The organism is Paracoccus sp. R86501 (assembly GCF_042466435.1).
Taxonomy (GTDB): Bacteria; Pseudomonadota; Alphaproteobacteria; order Rhodobacterales; family Rhodobacteraceae; genus Paracoccus.
The window spans coordinates 2,287,792-2,309,230 of sequence record NZ_JAXHPZ010000001.1 but is presented as its reverse complement, the minus strand read 5'-3'; the positions used below and the strand labels follow the sequence as shown (position 1 = coordinate 2,309,230).

18 protein-coding genes, 2 tRNA genes and 3 pseudogenes are annotated in these 21,439 nt (G+C 59.8%); 11 read left to right on the top strand and 12 right to left on the bottom strand.

Annotated elements, in window-relative coordinates:
- Positions 1 to 2: 2 nt before the first annotated feature.
- Positions 3 to 1,457: an ABC transporter permease subunit gene (locus tag SJY40_RS11200; RefSeq protein ID WP_378946296.1), complete on the top strand. Its 1,455-nt coding sequence runs from the start codon at positions 3 to 5 to the stop codon at positions 1,455 to 1,457.
- Between the two features lie 11 nt (positions 1,458 to 1,468).
- The gene (locus tag SJY40_RS11195; protein WP_378946294.1) at positions 1,469 to 2,257 is read left to right on the top strand and encodes an amino acid ABC transporter ATP-binding protein; all 789 of its coding nucleotides are present in this window, start codon (positions 1,469 to 1,471) and stop codon (positions 2,255 to 2,257) included.
- Positions 2,258 to 2,311: 54 nt separating this feature from the next.
- Here SJY40_RS11195 and SJY40_RS11190 read toward each other — a convergent pair whose 3' ends face one another.
- The 10 genes and pseudogenes from SJY40_RS11190 to rpmH form a co-directional block, all read right to left on the bottom strand.
- Positions 2,312 to 2,830, bottom strand: a complete 519-nt coding sequence (locus tag SJY40_RS11190) for a SixA phosphatase family protein (protein ID WP_378946292.1) — start codon at positions 2,828 to 2,830, stop codon at positions 2,312 to 2,314.
- A gap of 120 nt (positions 2,831 to 2,950) precedes the next feature.
- On the bottom strand, positions 2,951 to 3,850 hold the full coding sequence (gene argB, locus SJY40_RS11185) for an acetylglutamate kinase (RefSeq protein WP_378948404.1): 900 nt from the start codon (positions 3,848 to 3,850) through the stop codon (positions 2,951 to 2,953).
- Positions 3,851 to 3,912: 62 nt separating this feature from the next.
- A complete protein-coding gene (gene yihA / locus SJY40_RS11180) occupies positions 3,913 to 4,563 on the bottom strand; it encodes a ribosome biogenesis GTP-binding protein YihA/YsxC (protein WP_378946290.1) in 651 nt (216 codons plus the stop codon).
- Entirely contained in the window at positions 4,560 to 5,321 is a 762-nt protein-coding gene (locus tag SJY40_RS11175) for an MOSC domain-containing protein (RefSeq protein WP_378946288.1), read from the bottom strand. Before SJY40_RS11175 ends, yihA begins: the two co-directional genes overlap by 4 nt.
- Entirely contained in the window at positions 5,318 to 7,165 is a 1,848-nt protein-coding gene (gene yidC / locus SJY40_RS11170; RefSeq protein ID WP_378946286.1) for a membrane protein insertase YidC, read from the bottom strand. The genes SJY40_RS11175 and yidC overlap by 4 nt, the downstream gene beginning before the upstream one ends.
- Positions 7,166 to 7,301: 136 nt before the next feature.
- Positions 7,302 to 8,642, bottom strand: a complete 1,341-nt coding sequence (locus SJY40_RS11165; RefSeq protein WP_378946284.1) for an EAL domain-containing protein — start codon at positions 8,640 to 8,642, stop codon at positions 7,302 to 7,304.
- A gap of 58 nt (positions 8,643 to 8,700) precedes the next feature.
- Positions 8,701 to 9,588: a tRNA 2-thiocytidine(32) synthetase TtcA gene (ttcA, locus tag SJY40_RS11160; RefSeq protein WP_378946282.1), complete on the bottom strand. Its 888-nt coding sequence runs from the start codon at positions 9,586 to 9,588 to the stop codon at positions 8,701 to 8,703.
- A gap of 12 nt (positions 9,589 to 9,600) precedes the next feature.
- On the bottom strand, positions 9,601 to 9,891 hold the full coding sequence (gene yidD / locus SJY40_RS11155; RefSeq protein ID WP_378946280.1) for a membrane protein insertion efficiency factor YidD: 291 nt from the start codon (positions 9,889 to 9,891) through the stop codon (positions 9,601 to 9,603).
- A pseudogene (gene rnpA / locus SJY40_RS11150) lies at positions 9,888 to 10,299 on the bottom strand (ribonuclease P protein component). The gene yidD and the pseudogene rnpA overlap by 4 nt, the downstream one beginning before the upstream one ends.
- Positions 10,300 to 10,341: 42 nt before the next feature.
- Positions 10,342 to 10,476, bottom strand: coding sequence for a 50S ribosomal protein L34 (gene rpmH / locus SJY40_RS11145; protein ID WP_072295533.1), 135 nt, complete (start codon positions 10,474 to 10,476; stop codon positions 10,342 to 10,344).
- Between the two features lie 261 nt (positions 10,477 to 10,737).
- Between rpmH and SJY40_RS11140 the strand changes: the two genes are divergently transcribed.
- The 7 genes and pseudogenes from SJY40_RS11140 to SJY40_RS11110 all read left to right on the top strand — a co-directional run bounded on the left by SJY40_RS11140 (position 10,738) and on the right by SJY40_RS11110 (position 17,116).
- A complete protein-coding gene (locus SJY40_RS11140; RefSeq protein ID WP_378946278.1) occupies positions 10,738 to 12,150 on the top strand; it encodes a sensor histidine kinase in 1,413 nt (470 codons plus the stop codon).
- An 83-nt stretch (positions 12,151 to 12,233) separates the two neighbouring features.
- Positions 12,234 to 12,310: transfer RNA gene (locus tag SJY40_RS11135), tRNA-Arg, on the top strand.
- 986 nt (positions 12,311 to 13,296) lie between these two features.
- Positions 13,297 to 13,575 carry a hypothetical protein gene (locus SJY40_RS11130; protein ID WP_378946276.1) on the top strand — a complete coding sequence of 93 codons (279 nt, stop codon included), beginning with the start codon at positions 13,297 to 13,299 and terminating at the stop codon, positions 13,573 to 13,575.
- Between the two features lie 39 nt (positions 13,576 to 13,614).
- Complete coding sequence (locus SJY40_RS11125) at positions 13,615 to 13,881, top strand: hypothetical protein (RefSeq protein WP_378946274.1); 267 nt, start codon at positions 13,615 to 13,617, stop codon at positions 13,879 to 13,881.
- Between the two features lie 853 nt (positions 13,882 to 14,734).
- Positions 14,735 to 15,919 (top strand): annotated as a pseudogene (locus SJY40_RS11120) (IS3 family transposase).
- A gap of 18 nt (positions 15,920 to 15,937) precedes the next feature.
- Positions 15,938 to 16,375, top strand: a pseudogene (locus SJY40_RS11115) (transposase); the annotation flags it as partial.
- A 204-nt stretch (positions 16,376 to 16,579) separates the two neighbouring features.
- Positions 16,580 to 17,116 (top strand): YaeQ family protein, encoded by a 537-nt coding sequence (locus SJY40_RS11110; protein WP_378948401.1) that lies wholly within the window; start codon positions 16,580 to 16,582, stop codon positions 17,114 to 17,116.
- Between the two features lie 5 nt (positions 17,117 to 17,121).
- Here SJY40_RS11110 and SJY40_RS11105 read toward each other — a convergent pair whose 3' ends face one another.
- Positions 17,122 to 17,724: a poly-gamma-glutamate hydrolase family protein gene (locus SJY40_RS11105; protein ID WP_378946272.1), complete on the bottom strand. Its 603-nt coding sequence runs from the start codon at positions 17,722 to 17,724 to the stop codon at positions 17,122 to 17,124.
- Between the two features lie 55 nt (positions 17,725 to 17,779).
- Entirely contained in the window at positions 17,780 to 18,730 is a 951-nt protein-coding gene (locus tag SJY40_RS11100; protein WP_378946269.1) for a class II glutamine amidotransferase, read from the bottom strand.
- Between the two features lie 811 nt (positions 18,731 to 19,541).
- On the opposite strand from SJY40_RS11100, the gene SJY40_RS11095 reads away from it, so the two are divergent.
- Positions 19,542 to 19,618 (top strand) — tRNA-Arg (locus SJY40_RS11095).
- A gap of 213 nt (positions 19,619 to 19,831) precedes the next feature.
- A complete protein-coding gene (locus tag SJY40_RS11090; RefSeq protein ID WP_378948398.1) occupies positions 19,832 to 21,316 on the top strand; it encodes a TniQ family protein in 1,485 nt (494 codons plus the stop codon).
- The last annotated feature ends 123 nt before the right edge of the window (positions 21,317 to 21,439 follow it).

Below are 21,439 nucleotides of genomic sequence, written 5' to 3'. Positions count from 1 at the left end.
GGATGAGCGATACCCATGCCCAGACCGTGCCGTTCGTGCGGGACACGATGCTGCCCTCGGCCCCGCCGCCCAACACCCAGGCCGGCGTCATCCACTGGCTGCGCGAAAACCTGTTCGCCGGGCCGGTCAATACGATCCTGACCATCGTCGGCGCGTTGATCATCTGGTTCCTGTTTTCGCATTACTGGGACTGGTTCGCGCATTCCGTCTGGAACGCGAACAGCCTGAACGAATGCCGACAGATCATCATCGACACGTGGGGCGAGGGCGCACGCGGCGCCTGTTTCGCGGTCATCCGCGAACGCTGGAACCAGTATGTCTTCGGCTTCTATCCGCCCGATCTTTACTGGCGCCCGACCATGACCTTCGGGCTGCTGATCGTGGCGCTTGTGCCGGTGCTGTTCTCGACCTCGCTGACGATCCGTCGCGCGGTGTTGGCCATCACCACCATCACCACGCTGGCCTGCATGGTCGCGCTTGGCGCACCGGTCATCTGGCTGGCTTTTGCCGTCGCGGTCTTTGCGGGTGGCTTCGTCGCATCCGAGCGGAAGCTGGCGTGGCTGTTGCCCTTCTCGATGCTCTATCCGCTGATGATGGTCTGGTTCCTCTGGGGTGGCAGCTTGTGGGGCCCAATCTTCATCCTTGCCGGACCCGTGCTGGGATGGGTCGCTTGGCGGGTCCTTGTCAGTCGGGCGCCGATGATCGCCGTGCTGGCGGGCGTTCTGGTCACGGTGCTGTTCTGGCTGTTCCTGTCGGGGGCCGCCGCCGAAGACGCGCAACGCCTGCTGCCCATGGGCATCGAGGCCGTGCGTTCCGACCGTTTTGGCGGCTTCCTGCTGTCGGTGACCATCGGCGTGGCGGGCATCGCCATTTCGTTGCCGCTTGGCATTATTCTGGCCCTGTCGCGACAGTCGGATATGTTCCTGATCAAATCGTTGTCGGTGGTCTTCATCGAATTCATCCGCGGCGTGCCGCTGATCACGCTGCTGTTCGTGGCCTCCCTGCTGCTGAACTATTTCCTGCCGCCGGGGACCACCTTTGACATCATCCTGCGGGTCATCATCATGGTCACCCTTTTCGCCGCTGCCTATATGGCCGAGGTGATCCGGGGCGGTCTGGCCGCCCTGCCGCGCGGTCAGTACGAGGCTGCCGATGCGCTTGGGCTGGATTACTGGAAGGCACAGCGTCTGATCGTCCTGCCGCAGGCGCTGAAAATCAGCATTCCCGGCATCGTCTCGACCTTCATCGGCATGTTCAAGGATACGACGCTGGTGACTTTCGTGGGCCTTTACGATCCGCTGAAATCCATGTCGGACGCCGTTCGCGCCAATATCGAATGGAAGGGCATCTACTGGGAGCCTTTCATCTTCGTCGGCGCCATCTTCTTCATCATCTGCTTCGCCATGTCCCGGTACTCGATGTATCTGGAACGTCGCCTGCAGCGTGACCACAAGTAAGGATCAGATCCATGAGTGAAGCGATCAACCGGCAGGTTGACCAAAGCCATATGCAGGTCAGCGACCAGGTGGCCATCGACATCCGCAACATGAACAAATGGTACGGCACCTTCCACGTGCTGCGCGACATCGACCTGACGGTCTATCAGGGTGAGCGGATCGTCATCGCCGGACCTTCGGGATCGGGCAAGTCGACGCTGATCCGCTGCATCAACCGGCTTGAGGAACATCAGGCCGGTCACATCAGCGTCAACGGGGTCGAGCTGACCAGCGACATCAAGAACATCGACAAGGTCCGGTCGGAAGTCGGCATGGTCTTCCAGCACTTCAACCTGTTCCCGCATCTGACGGTTCTTGAAAACTGCACGCTGGCGCCGATCTGGGTCCGCAAGACCCCCAAGCGCGAGGCCGAGGCCACGGCCATGCATTTTCTGGAAAAGGTCAAGATCCCCGATCAGGCCCATAAATATCCGGGCCAGTTGTCAGGGGGCCAACAGCAGCGCGTCGCCATCGCGCGGTCGCTGTGCATGCAGCCCAAGATCATGCTGTTCGACGAACCGACCAGCGCCCTCGACCCAGAGATGATCAAGGAGGTGCTGGATACCATGATCCAGCTGGCCGAAGAGGGAATGACCATGATCTGCGTCACCCATGAAATGGGCTTTGCCCAGGCCGTGGCGAACCGCGTGATCTTCATGGATCAGGGTCAGATCGTCGAACAGAACACGCCGAGCGAATTCTTCAACAATCCGAAATCGGACCGGACCAAGCTGTTCCTCAGCCAAATTCTGGGGCACTGAACGAAAAAGGGCCAAGGCATCGACCTTGGCCCTTCCAATACGTCGGCGGGGCGCTCAGTCGCGCCCGTCGAAGCGGACGAAATCCATCACGCTGCCCTGACCGGGCTGGATCTGGTCCCAGCTGTCCACCTGAAAATCGACCACCAGCGTCGCGGCAGTCGCATAGCGGCGGAATTCCGGGTCCATCGGAACGCGCGCGGGCAGGCGGGACGCGAATTCGGATATGCCGGGATTATGCCCCAGCATCATTACCGTGGGCTGCGTCGCGCTGCGCAGAACAGCCAACATCTTGTCAGGTCCGGCCTGATAAAGCGACTGTTCGATCCGCAACTGCGGACGCACCTCCAGCGCGGCCGCCGCGATGACGTTCCAGGTTTCCTGCGTGCGCGCCGCCGAGGAGCACAGAACCTCTTCGGGTTCGTAGCCGCGGCTGGCCATCCAGTCGCCCAAGGCCAGCGCCGATCGGCGGCCCCGGTCGTTCAAGGGGCGATCGTGATCGTCCAGCGTCGGGTCGTCCCAAGCCGATTTGGCATGGCGGGTCAGGATCAGGCGTCGATGTCCAAGTGGGGTCATGGGGTGCGGCCTCTTGCTGCCATGCTGTCTGTCTTGGCAGACTGCCACAGGATTTGTGGATACGGCAAGCAAATCAAGGAGGTTGCCCGAAGTTGGCGGCAACCTCCTTGGAAGCGGGACTTAAAGGCCGGGGTCGACCTGACGCAGACCGCGGGGCACGACGCGCGGTTCGGTCTTGCGGATCAGCGAGCCCGCGCCATGTTCGGTGAACAGTTCCAGCAGGCAGGCGTTGGGCACGCGGCCATCCAGAATGACGACGGCACGGACGCCTTTTTCGATGGCCTGCAGGGCGGTTTCGGTCTTGGGGATCATGCCGCCGGCGATCTGGCCGTCGGCAATCATCGCGCGGACCTGATCGGGGTGCAGCTGGGTCACGACTTCTCCGCTGTCATCCTTGACGCCCGCGACATCGGTCAGCAGCAGCAGGCGGTCGGCCTGCAGCGCCCCCGCGATGGCACCGGCCGCGGTGTCGCCGTTGACGTTGAAGGTCTCGTTATCCTCCATGCCGGTCGCGACGGGGGCGATGACCGGGATCATGCCGGCGCCATAGAGGTCGCGGATGATCTGGACGTTCATCTCGATCGGGCGACCGACAAAGCCCAGTTCGGGATCGTTGACCTCGCAGACCATCATGTCGTCATCCTTGCCCGAGATCCCGACCGCGCGCCCGCCCGCGTCGTTGATCGCCTGCACGATGCGCTTGTTGACCAGCCCCGACAGCACCATTTCCACCACTTCGACGGTTTCCTTGGTGGTGACGCGCTTGCCGCGCACGAAGCGGCTTTCGATGCCCAGCTTGGTCAGCAGATCGTTGATCATCGGGCCGCCACCGTGGCAGACGATGGGGTTCATGCCGACCTGTTTCATCAGGACGATGTCGCGGGCAAACTCGGCCATGGCCTCGTCGTCACCCATCGCATTGCCGCCGAATTTGACCACGACGACCGAATTCGAATAGCGCTGCAGATAGGGCAAGGCCTCGGACAGGGTACGAGCGGTGGCGATCCAGTCACGGTTCATGGTCTGTTTTCTCATCCTCAAGTTCCCTGGGCGACGGTCGGACCCTATGGCGCAAGGCCGGTTCAGTCCAGTCCGGCGATGATGGTGCGCAAGGTGGCGATGCCCTCATTCTTTTCCGAGGATGTCACGACCAGTTCGGGATAGGCCGCCGGGTGCTTCTGCAATTCCTCGGCCACCTGGGCCAGGACAGGCTTCAGCGCGTTCGGGCCCAGCTTGTCGGTCTTGGTCATCACCACCTGGAAGGGCACGGCCGAACGGTCCAGCAGTTTCATGATCTCATGGTCGACTTCCTTGACGCCGTGGCGGGCGTCGATCAGGCAGAAGGCGCGCTTCAGCGTCTGGCGACCGGCCAGATAGGTTTTCAGCAGCGCCTGCCATTTGGCCACGATCGCCAGCGGCGCCTTGGCATAGCCATAGCCCGGAAGGTCGACCAGATAGGAGTGTTCGCCAAGCGTGAAATAGTTGATTTCCTGCGTCCGGCCCGGCGTGTTCGAGGCGCGCGCCAGACCCTTTCGGCCGGTCAGCGCATTGATCAGGCTGGATTTGCCGACGTTGCTGCGGCCCGCGAAGCAGACCTCGGGGCGGGTGGCGGGGGGCAGGCCGTCCATATGGACGACGCCTTTCAGGAAATCGACGGGACCGGCAAACAGCAGGCGCGCGGCCTCGGCTGCAGCGGGGTCGGGGGCGGGGGCGACGGGGAAATTGACTTTCATGAGGTGATCCGGTCCTGAAGGCGGATCGCGCCGCCCGTGACGACTTCGGCAAAGACGCCGAAATCCGTATGTCCGTAATGGCGCTGCAAACAGTCGATCATGTCAAGATCGACGCGCCCCGTGGCCGTGTCGGCATTGGTGGCGGTGCAGCGACCGATATGGTCGGTGATGCGCAGTTCGGCCTGTCCGATATGGATGATCTGGCCGATCAGACTGCGTTCGTGGAAGGGCGCCCAGCCTTCGACCCACAGGTTGCCGCGCCAGCGATGGGTCCCCAGATCAAGGCCAGTCTTCGCCGAAAGGTCCGCAAGGCTGTCCAGCGACAGGATCGAGATCCACGGCCATTTCTGGTCGGTCCAGATGGCAGCTCCGCGAACAAGGCGGGTCGGTTGCGGGGCATCGGCAGGCCAGAGCGGCCGCAGCCAATCCACCAAGGCTTCGCCTTCGGCTTCGGGATCGACGCAGATCGGGGCCTGGCGCGGGTGGGACAGGGTCAGCCTGTCGCCATCCCAGCCGCCGGTGACGGCCTGCAGATCGGGGCAGACGGCCCCGCGAAGGAAACAGGATTTGGGCAGCCAGCGATCCGGCTGCCCGTCCGATTGGCTGGCGAGCGCGTGACGCTCGCCGTTTTCGGTCAGGACCGCATAGCTGCGGTCGCCGGGCAGGCGGCGTGCCGCCTGCAGGGTCACGCTGTCCAGCCCTTCACCACCGACCGATTTGATCGGATGGCGGCGGATCAGGGCCAGATGCGCGGTCACTTTCCTTTACCCTTGGCACCCTTCGCAGGGATCTTGGGTATCGAGGACTTGATGTTGCCGAAGAGGTCCGGACGGTGCCCGTGCATCGACATGATCGTGTACTGCTGCAGGATCGTGATGGTGTTGTTCGTGATCCAGTACAGCACCAGTCCCGAAGCAAACCCGCCCAGCATGAACATGAAGACCCACGGCATCCACGCGAAGATCATCTTTTGCGCGGCATCTGCGGGCGCCGGGTTCAGGCGCTGCTGCATCCACATGCTGACACCCAGCAGGATCGCCAGTGCCGGCAGCGACAGCGAGTGCAGCAGCGTGCCCTGCGCCGGTGCCGCATAGGGCAGCAGACCGAACAGGTTCAGCAGGCTTGAGGGATCGGGGGCCGAAAGGTCCTTGATCCAGCCAAAGAACGGCGCGTGGCGCAGCTCGATGGTGACGAAGATCACCTTGTACAGCGAGAAGAAGATCGGAACCTGCAGGATGACCGGCAGACAGCCGGCTGCGGGGTTTACCTTTTCACGCTTGTACAGCTCCATCGTTTCCTTCTGGAACTTCATGCGGTCGTCGCCGGTGCGTTCCTTCAGTTCCTGGATCTGCGGCTGCAATTCCTTCATCTTCGCCATCGAGATGTAGGACTTGCGTGCCAGCGGGAAGACCAGCGTCTTCAGCACGAAGGTCAGCGCGATGATGGCCAGACCCATGTTGCCGATGATGGCATGCAGCCAGTGCAGCAGACGGAAGATCGGCTTGGTCAGGAAATAGAACCAGCCCCAGTCGATCGAATTGACCAGACCCTTGATGCCGACGCCTTCTTCGTAATCCTTGAGGACTTCCCAGACCTTGGCGCCCGCGAACAGATAGCTGTCGGCGGTGACCTGCGTGCCCGGTGCGACGGTCTGCATCGGGAAGCGGGCTTCCGTCTGATAGATGTCGGCGCCCTCGGCGTATTTCACGACCGCGGTGAAGGCCTGCCCGGGGGCGGGGGCCAGCGTGGTCATCCAGTATTTGTCGGTGAAACCGACCCAACCATCTGCCGCGACATCATAGACCTGCGCACGGCCTTCGCGGGCGATGGGGTCCAGATCGGCGATGTTCTTGTATTTTTCCTCGATCAGCGTGCCGTCATGCATGCCGACGACGCCTTCGTGCAGAACGAAGTAGTTCTGCGTATCAGGGCGACCGTGGCGGGCGATGATGCCATAGGGCGCGGCCGAGAAATCTGTGTCGCCGTCGTTCTGCAGGCTCTGCGAGACGGTGAACAGGTAATTCTCGTCCAGGCTGAAGGTGCGGCGGAAGATCTGGCCGGCGCCGTTGTCCCACGCCAGCGTCACCGGCTGGCCGGGGGCCAGGGTTTCACCCGATTCCTGCGTCCAGACGGTCGTCGGGTTGGGAACCAGTTCCGGGTCGGTGCCCGAGCCCGGGGTCCAGCCATAGACGGTGTAATAAGGCTTGGTCACACCCGTCCGGATGTTGTCGTCGGCCGTGGCCGAGGACGGCGACAGCAGCCGCACATCGGGCGAGCTGTCGTCCAGCGTTTCATGGTAGCGGCTGAGCAGCAGGTCGTCGATGCGACCGCCTGCCAGCGAGATCGAGCCTTCCAGCGCCGGCGACTTGATCTGGATGCGGCCCGCGGGCTGCGCCTGATCGGCCAGATCCGCCGGGGCGGCCGTCGTCGTGCCTGCGGGGGCATCTGCCGTCAGGGGCTGGTCGCCCACCGATTGCTCAGCCAGCGGCTGGCCCGAAGGTTGGTCCGATACGGGTTCCGGAGCGAAGACCGTATACCAGACCAGGATCACCAGAAACGACAGGACCGTCGCCAGGATCAGATTGCGGTTGTTGTCTTCCATTCCCTCACCACTGTCATCACGTCAGTCGGGCCGGTTCAACAGAACGGGCCCCGAAAGGTCAAGCGGATTTGGCCGAATGGGCAGGAATGCTTGGGGGAAATGGACGGTTCCGGCCCTTTGCAGGCCGATCCGGCGGTCAGCTGCGGCGTGCGATGCTGGGAAGATCGGCCGCGGCGGCGTTGTGACGGCGCAGGAAATCCATGCTGGCCGACAGCGGCATGGGCCGCGCGATGGCATAACCCTGAACCTCGTCGCAGCCCATCTGGGCCAGGAAGGCGTGTTCTTCGCGGGTTTCGACGCCTTCACCCAAGGCCGCGATGCCAAGCCGTTCGGCCAGCGCCAGGATGGCCAGGATCATCCGCTGCTGGGCCGGGTCGATGTCGCAGCCGGTGACAAAACTGCGATCCAGCTTGATGCGGTGGATGCCGAACTGGCGGATGGCATCCAGACTGGCATAGCCGGTGCCGAAATCATCCAGATCGATATGGCAGCCAGCTTTGGACAGTTTGCGTAGATTGACGCGGACATCGGCATTGCTGGTGACGGGGCCGACGCTTTCCAGAACCTCGATCACCAGGCGGTCGGGGCGGATTTCATGGCGGTCCAGCTCCCACAGCAGGCAATCGGCAAAGCCGCGTTCGGACAATTCGTTGTTCGAGATGTTGACCGAGACCGTCGGCACGCTGAACCCTGATTTGTCCCACTCTTTCAGCGCCATCAGGGATTGGGTCAGCATGGCCTGGGTCAGGGCGGTGTGATCGGCCTCGGACATCTGGGGCATGAAGACGCCCGGTGCAAGTATGCCGCGGACGGGGTGGTTCCAGCGGGCCAAGGCCTCGAAGCCGGTGATGGCGCCCGAATGGCAGCAGACCTGCGGCTGGAACCATGCCTCAACCTGATCGGCGCTGATCGCATCGCTGATCGTGGCGACAAGCGGCGCGCCGGTCAGCGTGGTGTCATAGGGATAAAGCCGCAGCCGCCCCAGATCATTGTCGGGCGTGGCCTGCAAACGGTGGCGGGCGTTGTCGATCAGCGTCTCGATGGTAGGAAGGTCGGGTTCGGGCAGATGGTCGCGCGCCAGATTGGGGCCCGACAGGCAGGTGCCATCGGCATGGACCAGCGCGCCGCTGATCACCGGCGTCAGCGTCTGACCCGCGATCGAAATCGGCGTCTGGCCCTTGCGGTGCAGCCTATGGGCCACCTGCATCGCATCGCGGTCGGTGCGATTGCGCAGTACGAAGGCGAACAGCCCCGGCGACAGCACCCGCACCGGATCATAGGGGCGCACCGCCCGGCCCAGGGTCATCGACAGCTGAACCAGCAGATGGCTCATGGCGGCCTTGTCCAGATTGCGCGACAGCAGTTCGGTGTTTTCAAGCTGAAGCAGCAGGACGCTGCGGGAAAGGTCGCGGGCCTGATCTGGGCGGCCCAGCAACTTGCGGATCGGAGCGAAGAGACGCGTTACATTCTTGGACATGCCGGACCTTTCACGGAATCACCGTGGTCAGTCCTAATCCCGAAAGCTTTGCGTTCCGTTAAAGTTCCGGTTCTGAATCGCGCAGAACCGGCACGGACACGTCGCCGGCGTCCTTCAGGCCGGGAACAAGGCCCGCGAAATCGAACAGCGCCGGGTCCAGCAGATGCGAGGGGCGCACGTTCATCAGCGACCGGAACATCACCTGACGGCGGCCGGGGGTCCGTGTTTCCCATTCGTCCAGCAGCCGCTTGACCTGCACGCGCTGCAGCCCTTCCTGACTGCCGCAAAGATCGCAAGGGATGATGGGATAGTTCATCGCCTTGGAAAACCGCTCGCAGTCGGCCTCGGGGACATAGGCCAGCGGGCGCAGCAGGGTCAGATCGCCGTCTTCGTTCAACAGCTTGGGCGGCATGGTCGCCAGCCGCCCGCCGTGGAACAGGTTCATGAAGAAGGTTTCCAGAATATCGTCGCGGTGATGGCCCAGTACGACCGCCGAACAGCCTTCCTCACGCGCGATGCGATAGAGGTTGCCGCGGCGCAGGCGCGAACACAGCGCACAATAGGTGCGGCCGGCCGGAGTCTTGTCCTTCACGATGGAATAGGTGTCGCGATATTCGATGCGATGTTCAACGCCTCTGTCCTTCAGGAATTCCGGCAGGACGGTGGCGGGAAAGTTCGGCTGGCCCTGATCCAGATTGCACGCCAGCAGATCCACCGGCAGCAGGCCGCGCCATTTCAGCTCGTGCAGGATCGCCAGCAGGGCATAGCTGTCCTTGCCGCCCGACAGACAAACCAGCCAGCGATCGCCGGGGCGGACCATGCCGTAATCCTCGATCGCGGCGCGGGTCTCGCGGACCATGCGCTTGCGCAGCTTGCGAAACTCGGTCGAGGCGGGGGCACCTGCGAAAAGCGGATGGATATCCTTGTCGTCCAGTTCGTCCAGCATGATGGCCCCCGTTCAGTGATGTTGGTCGCGGTCTTCGGTACAGGCGTCGTTGGTGCAGCCGCTGTTGGTGCAGGTCGTGTCGGTTCCGGGCACGGGGTCGAAACCCGACCCGCCCCAGGGATGGCAACGTCCGATGCGTCGCAGCATCAGCCACGTCCCGCGCAGGGGGCCATGATGTTCCAGCGCCTGCAACGCATAGGCCGAACATGTCGGCTGGAAGCGGCAGCCGTTCCCGACCCAGGGCGATGCGACCAGGCGATAGGCCCGCACCGGCAAGGCCACGACCTGCGCCAGCGGTTTCACTTGTGAACCTTGCGCATGGCGCGCGCGAAATCTTCGCACAACTGGGCAAAATCGAGGCTGGCGGTGGCACCGGGGCGACCGACCAGCACATAATCCCATCCCGCTTGTGCGGTTTGCGGCATGATCAAGCGGGCGATTTCACGCAGACGACGCTTGGCACGATTGCGGGCGACCGCATTGCCGACCTTCTTGGAGCAGGTGAAGCCGATTTCGGGCAGGGCCGGCATCGTCGCGGTTGCGGGCCTGCAACAGAAAGCCGGGCATCGCCTGACGACGTGCCTTGGCAGCAGCCAGAAAATCGGCGCGCTTGCCGATCACGGGGGGCATCTTGAAGCCATAGGCCACGCGAAATGCCGCCCCGCCGGCATCCGTGGGCTGAGTGTCAGCAGGATGGGGCAGTGGCGGCATGTCGAAAGCCTTCATGTGGCAGCACAAGGCTGCCGGGCGCTATCAAGCCGACAGGCTCTTGCGGCCTTTGGCGCGGCGTGCGTTCAGAATGCGACGGCCGCCTTTGGTGGCCATGCGTGCGCGAAAGCCGTGACGGCGCGCACGAACAAGGTTCGAAGGTTGGAAGGTGCGCTTCATAATCAGTCTCCGGGTCGTATCTTGCGGGTGGCATCAAGTCAGGGCAGGGTAGCAGGATACTGCCCCGCGCGACGGCGCTGGTTGTTCGAAGCCCGCTCATTAGGGGACAAGCACGCCTGCGTCAACCGATTCCGGCAGCAAACCACCTGATCTTCGCGCGAACGCACAAGATGGAACCATGATACGATCACATTCGTTTGATCGGCACATACCACATTCGTCGGCTGACAAGTTGCACCGGCACAACCATATCCGGACACCATGCGACTGAACACGATCTCTGGCCGATTCGCCGCGTTGACGATGATGTTCGTCATCCTGGCAGAATTGTTCATCCTCTTGCCTTCACTGGCGTCCTTCAGGTTGGATTACCTCGAATCGCGCCTCGAGCGTGCGCAGATCGCAAGTCTGGCGCTGCTGGCGACGGATGAATTGTTGGCATCAGACCTCGAGGCCGAATTGCTGCAGAACGCCGATGTCTTCAACGTGGTCCTGCGCCGGAACGACATCCGCCAGCTTGTCCTGTCCTCGCCGATCCCCGGGCCCATCGCCGCAACTTATGACCTGCGTGAAGACGGTGTCTTGCAGACTATCGACGATTCGCTGGCAACGCTGGTCAGTCGCCAGAATCATGTCGTGCGCGTGATCGGGGCGCCGGTGAACCAAGCCGGTCAGCTGATTGAGATCACCATGCAGACTGCCCCCTTGCAGCAGGCGATGATGGACTATGGGCTGCGGTTGCTGGGGGTGTCGGCGGCCTTTTCCATCCTGACGGCGGTTCTGCTGTTCCTGGCGGCGCAAAGGCTGATCCTTGTGCCGATGCGTCGCGTCATCAGTCATATGTCCGCCTATGCCAGCGCCCCCGAGGACGCCCGTCACATCATCATCCCCGGCGCACGCCTCGAGGAACTGCGCGAGGCCGAGGACGCGCTAAGATCCATGCAACAGACCGTGACGTCGTCCCTGAAGCAGAAGGAACGCATGGCCCAATTGGGTCAGGCGGTCGCCAAGATCAGTCACGATCTGCGCAATATCCTGACCACGGCGCAGATATTTGCCGACCGGTTGGAGGATAGCGCCGATCCCAAGGTGCGGCGTGCGGCGCCCAAGCTGGTGAACTCGATCACGCGGGCGGTGAACCTGTGTGAAACCACGCTGGCCTTCGGCAAGGCCGAGGAACCGGCCCCCACGATGTCGCGCTTCAACCTGCACCAGCTGGCCGCCGAGGTGATCGAGGCCGAGGTTCTGGCCGCCGAAGCCGCCGGGCAGGTCGATTTTCTATCGGACATTCCTGCGACACTGATCATCCGCGCCGACCGCGATCAGCTGTATCGCGTGCTGTCCAACCTGATGCGCAATGCCCGTCAGGCGATCGAGGCCACCGGCAAACCCGGCACAGTCGAGGTCGGCGCAGGCGAGGGGGACAACGACTGGTGGATTCGCGTCGGTGACAGCGGGCCCGGCCTGCCCGACAAGGCCAAGGAATACCTGTTCAAGCCCTTCACCGGCAGCACGCGTCGCGGCGGCACCGGGCTGGGCCTGACCATTGCCGCCGATCTGGTGCGCGGTCATGGCGGCACGCTGGAACTGCTGCGCAGCGATGCCGAGGGCAGCCAGTTCTGCATCCAGATCCCCCGTGGCGTCGCCCGATCCGAACTGCGCCAGACAGCCTGAGACGGTTTTTTGGAAATTTGGCGAATTTTTTGTTTTCATCCCTTGCACCCCTCGAACACTGCAGCTATTCACCCCGTCATGTTGCACCCGTAGCTCAGCTGGATAGAGCACCAGACTACGAATCTGGGGGCCGGGCGTTCGAATTGCTCCGGGTGCACCATTTCACTTTTTGCCAGATGCCAAGCAAAATCGACTTTTGTGTCAGATCTCTGACCCAAATCGCGTGCGGTTCAGGAAAACGGTCGCTTGTGCTTGGTGCCGCGAAGGTCCGAAAAGAGCCCTTTGCGGTCATCCGGCGTCGTGCAACATTTGCCCTGTTGAATTGGGATAATGTAATGCGACTCTTGCCTTGTTTGCTCCTTCTATCCTGTCCCGTTCCAGCTGCGGCGCAGACTTATCTCGCAGATTTTTTGGACGCGCTGAACCGCTGCCAGAGTTCGATTGAGACGACGACAGGGTTTTTCGACGATGGTCTAGAGAGACTGGGTGAGGCTAACGCTGAACTTTCGTCAAACGTTAGAGATCATCGGATCTGGCGCTTCCCTTCGTCTCCTCTGCAGGTGACCTACTCCACATATGATCGCGGTGGTCAGTTGCATTCGACCTGCGAGGTGTCTCTGGTCAAAGGTGCCCCCCCTTTGACCTCAGAACAACGAGCTTCATTGCTGCAAAGCTTTACTCATAGGATGGAACAGCAAATAGCAGACGGCACTCACGAGCGCCGCGACGTCATCAGGATACCTCCTATTGTCAATCTCGGCTACGGCCCCTTGAAAAGGGGTATCCATGGCTGCCCTGTGATGATCTCATTGGCGTTCGACCCTGAGAGCGATTTCTTCTCGGCGGGAGTAGGTGAGCAAATCACACACCCTTGCAAGGATTAAGGCGAGTGACCGCTTGGTCCCGCATAGCAGACCCAAAAGCCGAACCTTCCCGAGATCAGATTCGCGTTGCCCAGTGGGGTTTGCGAGCGTAAAGTCAGGCCAGTCCTGTCTTTATCCGATCGCGGAAGCCCCGTTTGGCCAAGAGCCTCCCTGCCGCCCCCGGAACGAGCTTTCCGATGTTGCCGCTGACGGTGTCGCATGCTGCGTTCGGCCGGCATCCTTCTTGCTGTCGCGGCTTGCGGCTAGGAATGGCACCAGCTCCATGCGACAGTTTTGCGGTGACATTGCTTTTCCGGTCGATTCACTCTTTCGTGGTGAGAAGGTTGCCATCGAGCAATTGGCCCAGCTGGCCGGGTACGATGCAGCCGCATTGGAAAAAGTGTCCATCCGTTATCTTCGCAATGGCCATTTTCGCCTGCGGGATGAATTTGCCTCTGTTCAAAGTTTTCAGAGCGCTCGCGTCCGGATTTGTCCGCAATATGTCAGGGCGGAGGTTCCATCTGCAGGCAAGGCATGGCGCTTACCACGTCGCCTCCACTGAAAATTCTCGTCGATCAGAAGCTGCGCGGATCGCGAATGCATGCTCGTGTGCCTCCCCGCCGAAAAATTCTACAAGGATGCCAAAGATTTTGCAGCGCAGCTCTGGAAGTATCACGGCTGGATTCTGGACCAGCCAGTGGCCCAAGTGAACTGCAGCGCTTTCGAGTTAGACCTGACCAACCGCATCCTGAGCGGGCAGGGCGAGCGATGGTTTGACCGGCTGGAACTCAATGTGGCGTCCCGCGCATATGAAGTGCTGGGCCTTACGCATTGCGAAAGGGCCACTCGCTGCGCTGAAGGGGCATAGCGAGTCCGAATGGGTGACTTATGGCGCTCGGGGCTACGACATTCTGAAAGATGGCCCCTCGGCCCTTTCTGACTGCCTTGCCGCGATGGCCCGTGAAGACGGGTTGGATAGTAGATTCTTCGGTCGGCTCTTCGGGCCTTGGATGGCATGGCTCAAAAGTCGGGGTCTCGGTGATGAGTTCGAGCCCCTTCGTGACGTCGTGCGGCGGACGTATTCTAAAACTTTTCCGTCAGAAAAGGTGTGCTCGTTCTTGGGGCGGCTTCGGATGGAATCGCTTCCTGGAACGAACAACAGTCACTCTCGCTGGAGGGGTATGCTACCCCCGAAATTCGGACACTGACATAAGCTACCATTTGCAGTCTGCTGATCTTTGACGAGAATGAGATCAGAGATGTCGAAACGGAAGCCGCACACGACTGAGTTGAGGATCAAGGTCGCGCTTGGAAGCCCTGATGAGGGTTGGAGGGACCGTCGCGCCAGTGGCGCGGCGTAAGTCCGAGCAGCGCCGCCGAGCCGGTTCGGCGTGCATTCGACGATGATCAACTAATGGAAACGCGCACTGCTGGACGGGGCGTTTGTTGTCTTTGAGCGCGGCAGCCGCAAGGCACCTGTCATCGACGAGGATCAGGTTCGGAATCTGCATGCCAAAATCGGAGATCTGGCGGTGGCCAACTCTTTTTTGGAAAGAATGCTCAAGCCCTGGGGCGGGAAGTGAGGCGCGGTATGGTCGAGCGCGACCATCCGGACCTATCGATCGGCCAACAGTGCGCGCTGCTGTTGATACCACGTCTGCGTGAGGTGCCCCTAGATTTGCAGGTGCTTTGCCCCCTAACTTTGAGGCTAGGAGGCCGAGATGGGGACAGGCAATGACAGTGACGAGTTCAAGCGGGACGCGGTGCATCAGATCACGGTGCGAGGATATTCTGTTGGGGAGGTTTCCGGGCGCTTAGGCGTCAGCACGCATTCGCTCTACAAGTGGATGAAGCTTTTTGGCGATTCTGAGCCGAAGAAGCCTGGTGTGGATCACGAGGCCGAGAACCGTCGGCTGAAGCGCGAACTGGCGCGAGTGACCGAGGATTGCGACATCTTAAAAAAGGGCGAGTCCTGTCCGCCATCGGTCCGAGGACAGTGGCGAGCGCGTACTTCGCGCAGAATGCAAAGTGAAGTACCCCTTCATGCAGGCGCATCGGGCCGAGTTCAGTGTCCGGGCCATGTGCCGGGTGCTGCGGATTCACGTCTCCGGCTTCTAAGCATGGCTTAAGGAACCGTTAAGTCGCCGTGCGCAGGACGATATGTGCCAGACGCAACTGATCCGGCAGGCCTGGTCCGACAGTGGCAAAGTCTATGGCTATCGCAAGCTGGCTGACGATCTGCGCAATCAGGGGGAGCAGGTCTCCGAGAACCGGGTCGCCCGGCTGGCCAGCCTTGCAGGCATCCTGGCCCAGGTCGGCTACAAGCGCCGTCCTGGGCGGTATGGCGGAAAGCCTGCTGTTGTCGTGTCCAACAGGCTGGACCGGCAGTTCGAGGTGGATACGCCCGACAAAGTCTGGGTGACCGACATCACCTACATCAAGACCCATGAGGGTTGGCTATATCTGTCTGTGGTCATTGATCTGTTCTCGCGGCGCGTGGTCGGCTGGTCCGCACAGTCCCGATGACAACCGACCTTGCGCTGCAGGCCCTGCTTGCAGCCGTCTGGCGGCGCAAACCCAAGGCCAGGGTGATGATCCATTCAGACCAGGGATCGCAGTTCACCAACCGCGAGTGGCAGCTATTCCTCGGCCAGCACAATCTGGAGGCCAGCATGAGCCGCCGCGGGAACTGCCATGACAATGCGGTTGCGGAAAGCTGCTTCCAGCTCCTGAAACGGGAACGTATCCGCCGCCGCACATACCAGACCCGCGCAGAAGGAAGACAGGACATGTTCGACTACATCGAGATGTTCTACAACCCGAAGCGCAAGCACACCAACAACTGCATACTGTCACCCGTTGACTTCGAAGCCAGGCAGCAAAAACTGAATAAGGCAGACGTCTAGGAAACTAGGGGCACCTCAGACAAGCATACCCGTATGGTCCTGTCATGGCGGATATCAAACACGCTGGATGCGGACTTCTGCGTCGAGACGCTGAACGAGGCCATTTATCGGTTTGGACCGCCGGACATCATGAACAGCGATCGGGGATCGCAGTTCACATCGTTCGCGTGGACAGACCGCCTGCGCCGGTCGGGCATCCGCATATCCATAAACGGCAAGGGCCGCTATCTGGACAACATTTTCATCGAACGACTATGGCGGACGCTGAAATACGAGTGCATCTACCTGCATGCTTGGGAGACCGGGGCACAGGCCCGCGCAGGTATCAGAACATGGATGGAGTTCTACAATCACCGCCGCCCGCACAAAGCCCTTGGCGGCCAATCACCAGCGGTGGTCTACTCGCTGGAAACCGAAGCAACGCAAGCCAATCAGCAGGAGAAGATAAGAGCTTGAAAAGCGCCAGATCCTGACCAGGAGATGGGGAGCACCTCAGGCTGCTACTGAATGTCAAAAGTTATGAATGGCGTCGCCATTCAGCTTGAGCGGCTGAAAGTGATCGAATGAACCGAACCAACTTGTTGTCGGCATCCCTATCCGCTTTCACAAAGCCACCAGACGGACTAGGCAGCGCTATCTTCGATGTTCCGGGACAGTATCATGGCGCAAAAATCTACGATCTATAAAGTTGAGCTTTCCGTGTCTGATATGGATCGTCACTACTATGAAACCCATAAACTGACAATCGCCAAGCATCCGTCTGAAACCGACGAGCGGTTGATGGTGCGTATTCTGGCATTTGCGTTGAATGCCCATGAGCATCTGGAAATGACCAAAGGTCTTTCAACGGATGACGAGCCAGATGTTTGGCAGAAAAGTCTGAGCGGTGAGATCGAACTGTGGGTCGCCTTGGGGCTCCCGACCGAGAAGGCAATCCGCCAATCCTGTAGCAAAGCGGATAAGGTGATCATCTATCCTTATGGTGGCAGGACAGCCGAAATGTGGTGGGACAAAATCAAGAACAGCACCACCCGTTTTGATAATCTTCAGGTCATCAATTTTTCCGAAAGCGACACTAACCATCTGGAAAGACTGGCAAGCCGGGCCATGAAGATGCAGGTCAATATTCAGGATGGCGAAGTGATGGTTAGTGTTGATGATCGCATCGTCAGCATGACGCCAGTGATTTGGAAATAAACGGTTTAATTATCGCGGGCCGCATAACGTTCCGCAAATTTTCCTTGCACGTCCCTGACTGCGGAACAGAACTTTTCCAATTCATTTCTGTTGGTTACCAGTTTTTGGCGCAATCTTCGTGGAAGCTCTAACTGCACTCCTGCGCCAGATCTGGTCTGATTGCAGATATTGGTTTCATGAAGCCCAGGCAGGGTTGTGTTGGGCTGAGCTTCAAAACCTGCATTGCGCAGCGAAGCACCAATGGCATCGCGCAAGGCGACTGCGCGTCCGCCAAGCCATACGGCGTCGCTTCCATCATCCCTGCGTCCGTGGATCGCAACAGCAGTGAATGACCTGCCAACAAGATCGACTGCACGAGGTTCATCGAAACGATGAGAGGTGATGTGAAAATCGCCATGAGAACCGGTTTTGAGAGCCTCGAAGCAGTAGAATGAGAAATCGCCTCCTGCGATTGCTTCGGCAATTTCGGATGTCCCGGGTTCGATGGTGCCGCCGTGAGGTGCAAGGATCACGGCGGATGTCCCGCGATCCTTGCTGCGAATGCGATAGTTGACACCCTCTTTCATCGCAATGGCGAGAGCTTCGAAGCTATGAAAGCGATCTGCCATGAATAACCTGCGTCAATGAACAAGAGGTTCGGCACGCATCCGCAACCTCCGGTGTTTATACGTTCAGTTTGCGAACGGATTTCGCAATTTTACCGTCCTTCTTTTCAAGCATGACGATCTCACCAAACTTGATATCCAACCATTCGTCGTGATCTTCGGTCAAAGGCTCGGATGCAAAGATCGCCGATGTTGCTTCGCCTTCCGGACAGGCATCAACCTTGTAGGATTTTGCGTAATCCTGAAAGTTCGTTCCCACCAGAACGTACACCGGCTCCAGCAGCATCGAGGTCGCATGGTCATCTGTTCCGGAATTGGCTTTGCGCAGCTGCTTCCAATCCCCTTGGGGCGCTGTTTCCCCATCATGATCAAAGCCATAATTGACGCCAATGATCCGGTCCGGCGCAACAAGCGCGATCTTCAGCTTGGTCAGTTCGACTAGATCGAGCTTTTGCATCGCTTGCAGAATGACCTTCTGCAACTCTTCGAAGCCTTGCTGGACATCATCGTCACTATCCCCCTTCAGCAGGGATAGCAGCAGAACATACAGAAACTCCGTGTCGGTCGTTCCACGCATTTGCTTGAGATATCTGTCCTCGCAGTGCTGCAGCAGCTCTTTTTGCAAGATCTGCCAATTCGGCACCGCGCCATTCTGCGCAACAATCCAAGGCGTCTCCGCAAAGGAAAAAGGATGACAGTTTTCATCGGCAAGAACGGTACGCGAATTGTAACCTGCTGCCCGAACATGAGCGAGCAGCGTACTGCCCTGAAGGCTGGGTATAACGGAGGCTGCATTGTCGTCATAGAAGGCAGCCATTGGTCTGCGATACAAAAATGGTTCTTCCGGCTTCAGAAGATGCTCGCTCCAAGCGGCGAAGCCCCACCCAGCCAATTGAAGCAACGGATGAAGTTCGGGGTCCAGACTTTGGTTGATCAGACTGTTCTCTGGCTCAAGAAGCAGACTTTGGAGGGGGATTTCTGGCCCGATATAGGCAAGGACACGGCACATACTGTTCCTGACTTTTCACCCTAACGCAGGCCGGGTTGGTTCGTTGCCGATATTGGCCAAAATCTGGGAAGTGAATGGCTGCGGAGAGGAGCAGGGGCTGTCGAAGATCAAGGCCTGAACAAAGCTAAATCATAAACGAGCACTTGGGGCGGCACAAAACCGAGACAGGTCCAAAACAACTGACATGCGGGAATTGCTGCTTGCATTCCCGGGTGCCTATGAAGCGCGGGGCGAGACTGAACTTGCCACTAAGAAGCTGGGTTCATTTCTGATAGCTCGATTTGGGAACGTAGGCGAGGGAAAGGCCCGATTGGGAGGGCTGTAAGCGGTGAGAAAGGCATTCCTTGCTATGCAGCAGGGCCTTTATCCAGCTAAGGTTTCGAGCGAACTTTAATCATGTCCGGTACCACTAATAGTGTCGCCCTCCAGACTATCTAATTCTTATTGATGCCGCGAACGACCGCTTCATAAAAACCGCCCCGCAGCGAACGGCTAAGGATGACCGGCGGATATGGGCCGCAAGCGTCAGGAGGCATGATGGCAGCCGACCCGGTAGCGATGCTCGCTTTCTCTACATAGCAGAGCCTTCTGCCGCTTGGGTGTCAAAGGTCAGTTTCGGTCGGAATTGATTGGCACGGCTTACTGATAAGATTTAGGAAATTCGCCGGGAAAGTCGGTTCCGCATGGCATTCGACACATTCCGCATTATCCCTTCAGGGTCTTCTGTTACAAACGCCCGTCGCCATCTGGAAGCGGGCGTTTTTCGTCTCTTGCATCCCGCGGCTATGGAGGCTATTCACCCCGTCATGTTGCACCCGTAGCTCAGCTGGATAGAGCACCAGACTACGAATCTGGGGGCCGGGCGTTCGAATCGCTCCGGGTGCACCATTTCCCTTTTTGTCAGTTGCCAGACAAAACCGACTTTTGTGACAGATAGCTGACCCAAAAGCCGAACCTTTCAGAGATCAGAGTCGCGTTGCCCAGTGGGGTTTGCGATCGTAAGGTCAGGCCAGTCCTGTCTTTATCCGATTGCGGAAGAACCGTTTGGCCAAGAGCCTACCTGCCACCCCCGGAACGAACTTTTCGCGTTTGCCGCTGACGGTGTCGCATGCTGGGTTCGAGCCGGCATCCTCCTTGCTGTCGCGGCTTGCGGCTAGGAATGGGGCCCGCTCCATGTTGCAGTTTTGCGGTGACATTGCTTTTCCCGTCGATCCTCTCTTTCGTGGTGAAAAGGTTGCTATCGAGCAATTGGCCCAGCTGGCCGGGTGCGATGCGGCCGCATTGGGAAGAGTGTCCATCCGTTATCTTAGCAATGGCCACTTTCGCCTGCGGGATGAATTTGCCTCTCTTCAAAGTTTTCAGCGCGCTCGCGTCCGGGTTTGTCCGGAATGTGTCAGGGCGGCGGTTCCATCCGCAGCCGAGGCATGGCGCTTGCCACGTCGCCTCCACTGGAAATTCTCGTCGATCAGAAGCTGCGCGGATCACGAATGCATGCTCGTGTGCCTCCCCGCCGAGAAATTCTACAAGGATGCTAAAGATTTTGCAGCGCAGCTCCGGAAGTATCACGGCTGGATTCTGGACCAACCGGTGGCGCAAGCGAACGCCAGTCCTTTCGAGTTGGACCTGACCAACCGCATCCTGAACGGGCGGGGTGAGCGATGGTTTGACCGGCTGGAACTCAACGTGGCGTCCCGCGCATGTGAAGTGCTGGGCCTACGCATTGCGAAAGGGCCACTCGCTGCGCTGAAGGGGCATAGCGAGGCCGAATGGATGACTTATGGCGCTCAGGGCTACGACATTCTGAAAGATGGCCCCTTGGCCCTTTCTGACTGCCTTGCCGCGATGGCCCGTGAAGACGGGGTAGATAGTAGATTCTTTGGTCGGCTCTTCGGGCCTTGGATGGCATGGCTGAAAAGTCGAGGTCTCGGTGATGAGTTCGAGCCCCTGCGTGACGTCGTGCGGCGGCACGTATTCAGCAACTTCTCCGTCAGAAAAGGTGTGCTCGTTCTTGGGGTGGCTTCGGATGGAATCGCTTCCTTAAACGAACAACAGTCACTCTCGCTGGAGGGGTATGCCAAGCGTAACGCAGAAGATCTGGTCTCACGTGGCCTCGCAGAGCGTGACGCAGCTGGCGATATCATGCCAATGAGCTTCGTGACCCAAAAAATGCTCGACGCCTACGAGCGCGAAAAGACGTCCTTCCGAGCCGCAGGGTATTCATCTCGCAATGCTGCAGATGAAGAGAATGCGCAATGCGGGAGCCTTATTTCCGTCAGCGAGGCTGCTCGGAGGCTACGAGTTACAGTTAAAACCGTCGCGTATTTGGTTCAGCACGGATTGCTGTGCGGCCTGGCTGCATCTTGTCGTTATCGTCGAGGGACGACCGTAGTCACGGCCAATAGCCTCAAGCAGTTCCAAGAGACCTTCATATCCTTAGGTCAGCTGGCCGCGGTCACACAGCGCCCACAAGGGGCGCTTTCGATGAAGCTTAGAAATGCCAGCGTAGCTCTGTTGGCGATGCCCCATGAACTAAGCCGGGTCTACTGGCGCGAGGATGTAAGTGCCGTCGCATTCAGAGAGGAATGACGCTTTCGGCCCTTTGCAGCCGGTCGGGACGGCATTTCTGCTGCAGCGCAACTTCCCAAGAGCAGACGATCATGCGCGGCGCAGCGAGATTGACAGGTCACTGGTCGCTCTGCGGGACCAAGT

Coding starts and splice junctions, on each gene's coding strand:
- SJY40_RS11105 (WP_378946272.1), bottom strand. CDS start 17,724: ATGGCAGATCGCTTTCATAGCTTCGAAGCTCTCGCCATTGCGATGAAA.
- SJY40_RS11165 (WP_378946284.1), bottom strand. CDS start 8,642: ATGTCCAAGAATGTAACGCGTCTCTTCGCTCCGATCCGCAAGTTGCTG.
- yihA (WP_378946290.1), bottom strand. CDS start 4,563: ATGAAAGTCAATTTCCCCGTCGCCCCCGCCCCCGACCCCGCTGCAGCC.
- SJY40_RS11100 (WP_378946269.1), bottom strand. CDS start 18,730: ATGTGCCGTGTCCTTGCCTATATCGGGCCAGAAATCCCCCTCCAAAGT.
- SJY40_RS11190 (WP_378946292.1), bottom strand. CDS start 2,830: ATGACCCCACTTGGACATCGACGCCTGATCCTGACCCGCCATGCCAAA.
- SJY40_RS11130 (WP_378946276.1), top strand. CDS start 13,297: ATGCGACAGTTTTGCGGTGACATTGCTTTTCCGGTCGATTCACTCTTT.
- SJY40_RS11140 (WP_378946278.1), top strand. CDS start 10,738: ATGCGACTGAACACGATCTCTGGCCGATTCGCCGCGTTGACGATGATG.
- rpmH (WP_072295533.1), bottom strand. CDS start 10,476: ATGAAGCGCACCTTCCAACCTTCGAACCTTGTTCGTGCGCGCCGTCAC.
- SJY40_RS11125 (WP_378946274.1), top strand. CDS start 13,615: ATGCTCGTGTGCCTCCCCGCCGAAAAATTCTACAAGGATGCCAAAGAT.
- yidC (WP_378946286.1), bottom strand. CDS start 7,165: ATGGAAGACAACAACCGCAATCTGATCCTGGCGACGGTCCTGTCGTTT.
- argB (WP_378948404.1), bottom strand. CDS start 3,850: ATGAACCGTGACTGGATCGCCACCGCTCGTACCCTGTCCGAGGCCTTG.
- SJY40_RS11200 (WP_378946296.1), top strand. CDS start 3: ATGAGCGATACCCATGCCCAGACCGTGCCGTTCGTGCGGGACACGATG.
- ttcA (WP_378946282.1), bottom strand. CDS start 9,588: ATGCTGGACGAACTGGACGACAAGGATATCCATCCGCTTTTCGCAGGT.
- SJY40_RS11110 (WP_378948401.1), top strand. CDS start 16,580: ATGGCGCAAAAATCTACGATCTATAAAGTTGAGCTTTCCGTGTCTGAT.
- SJY40_RS11195 (WP_378946294.1), top strand. CDS start 1,469: ATGAGTGAAGCGATCAACCGGCAGGTTGACCAAAGCCATATGCAGGTC.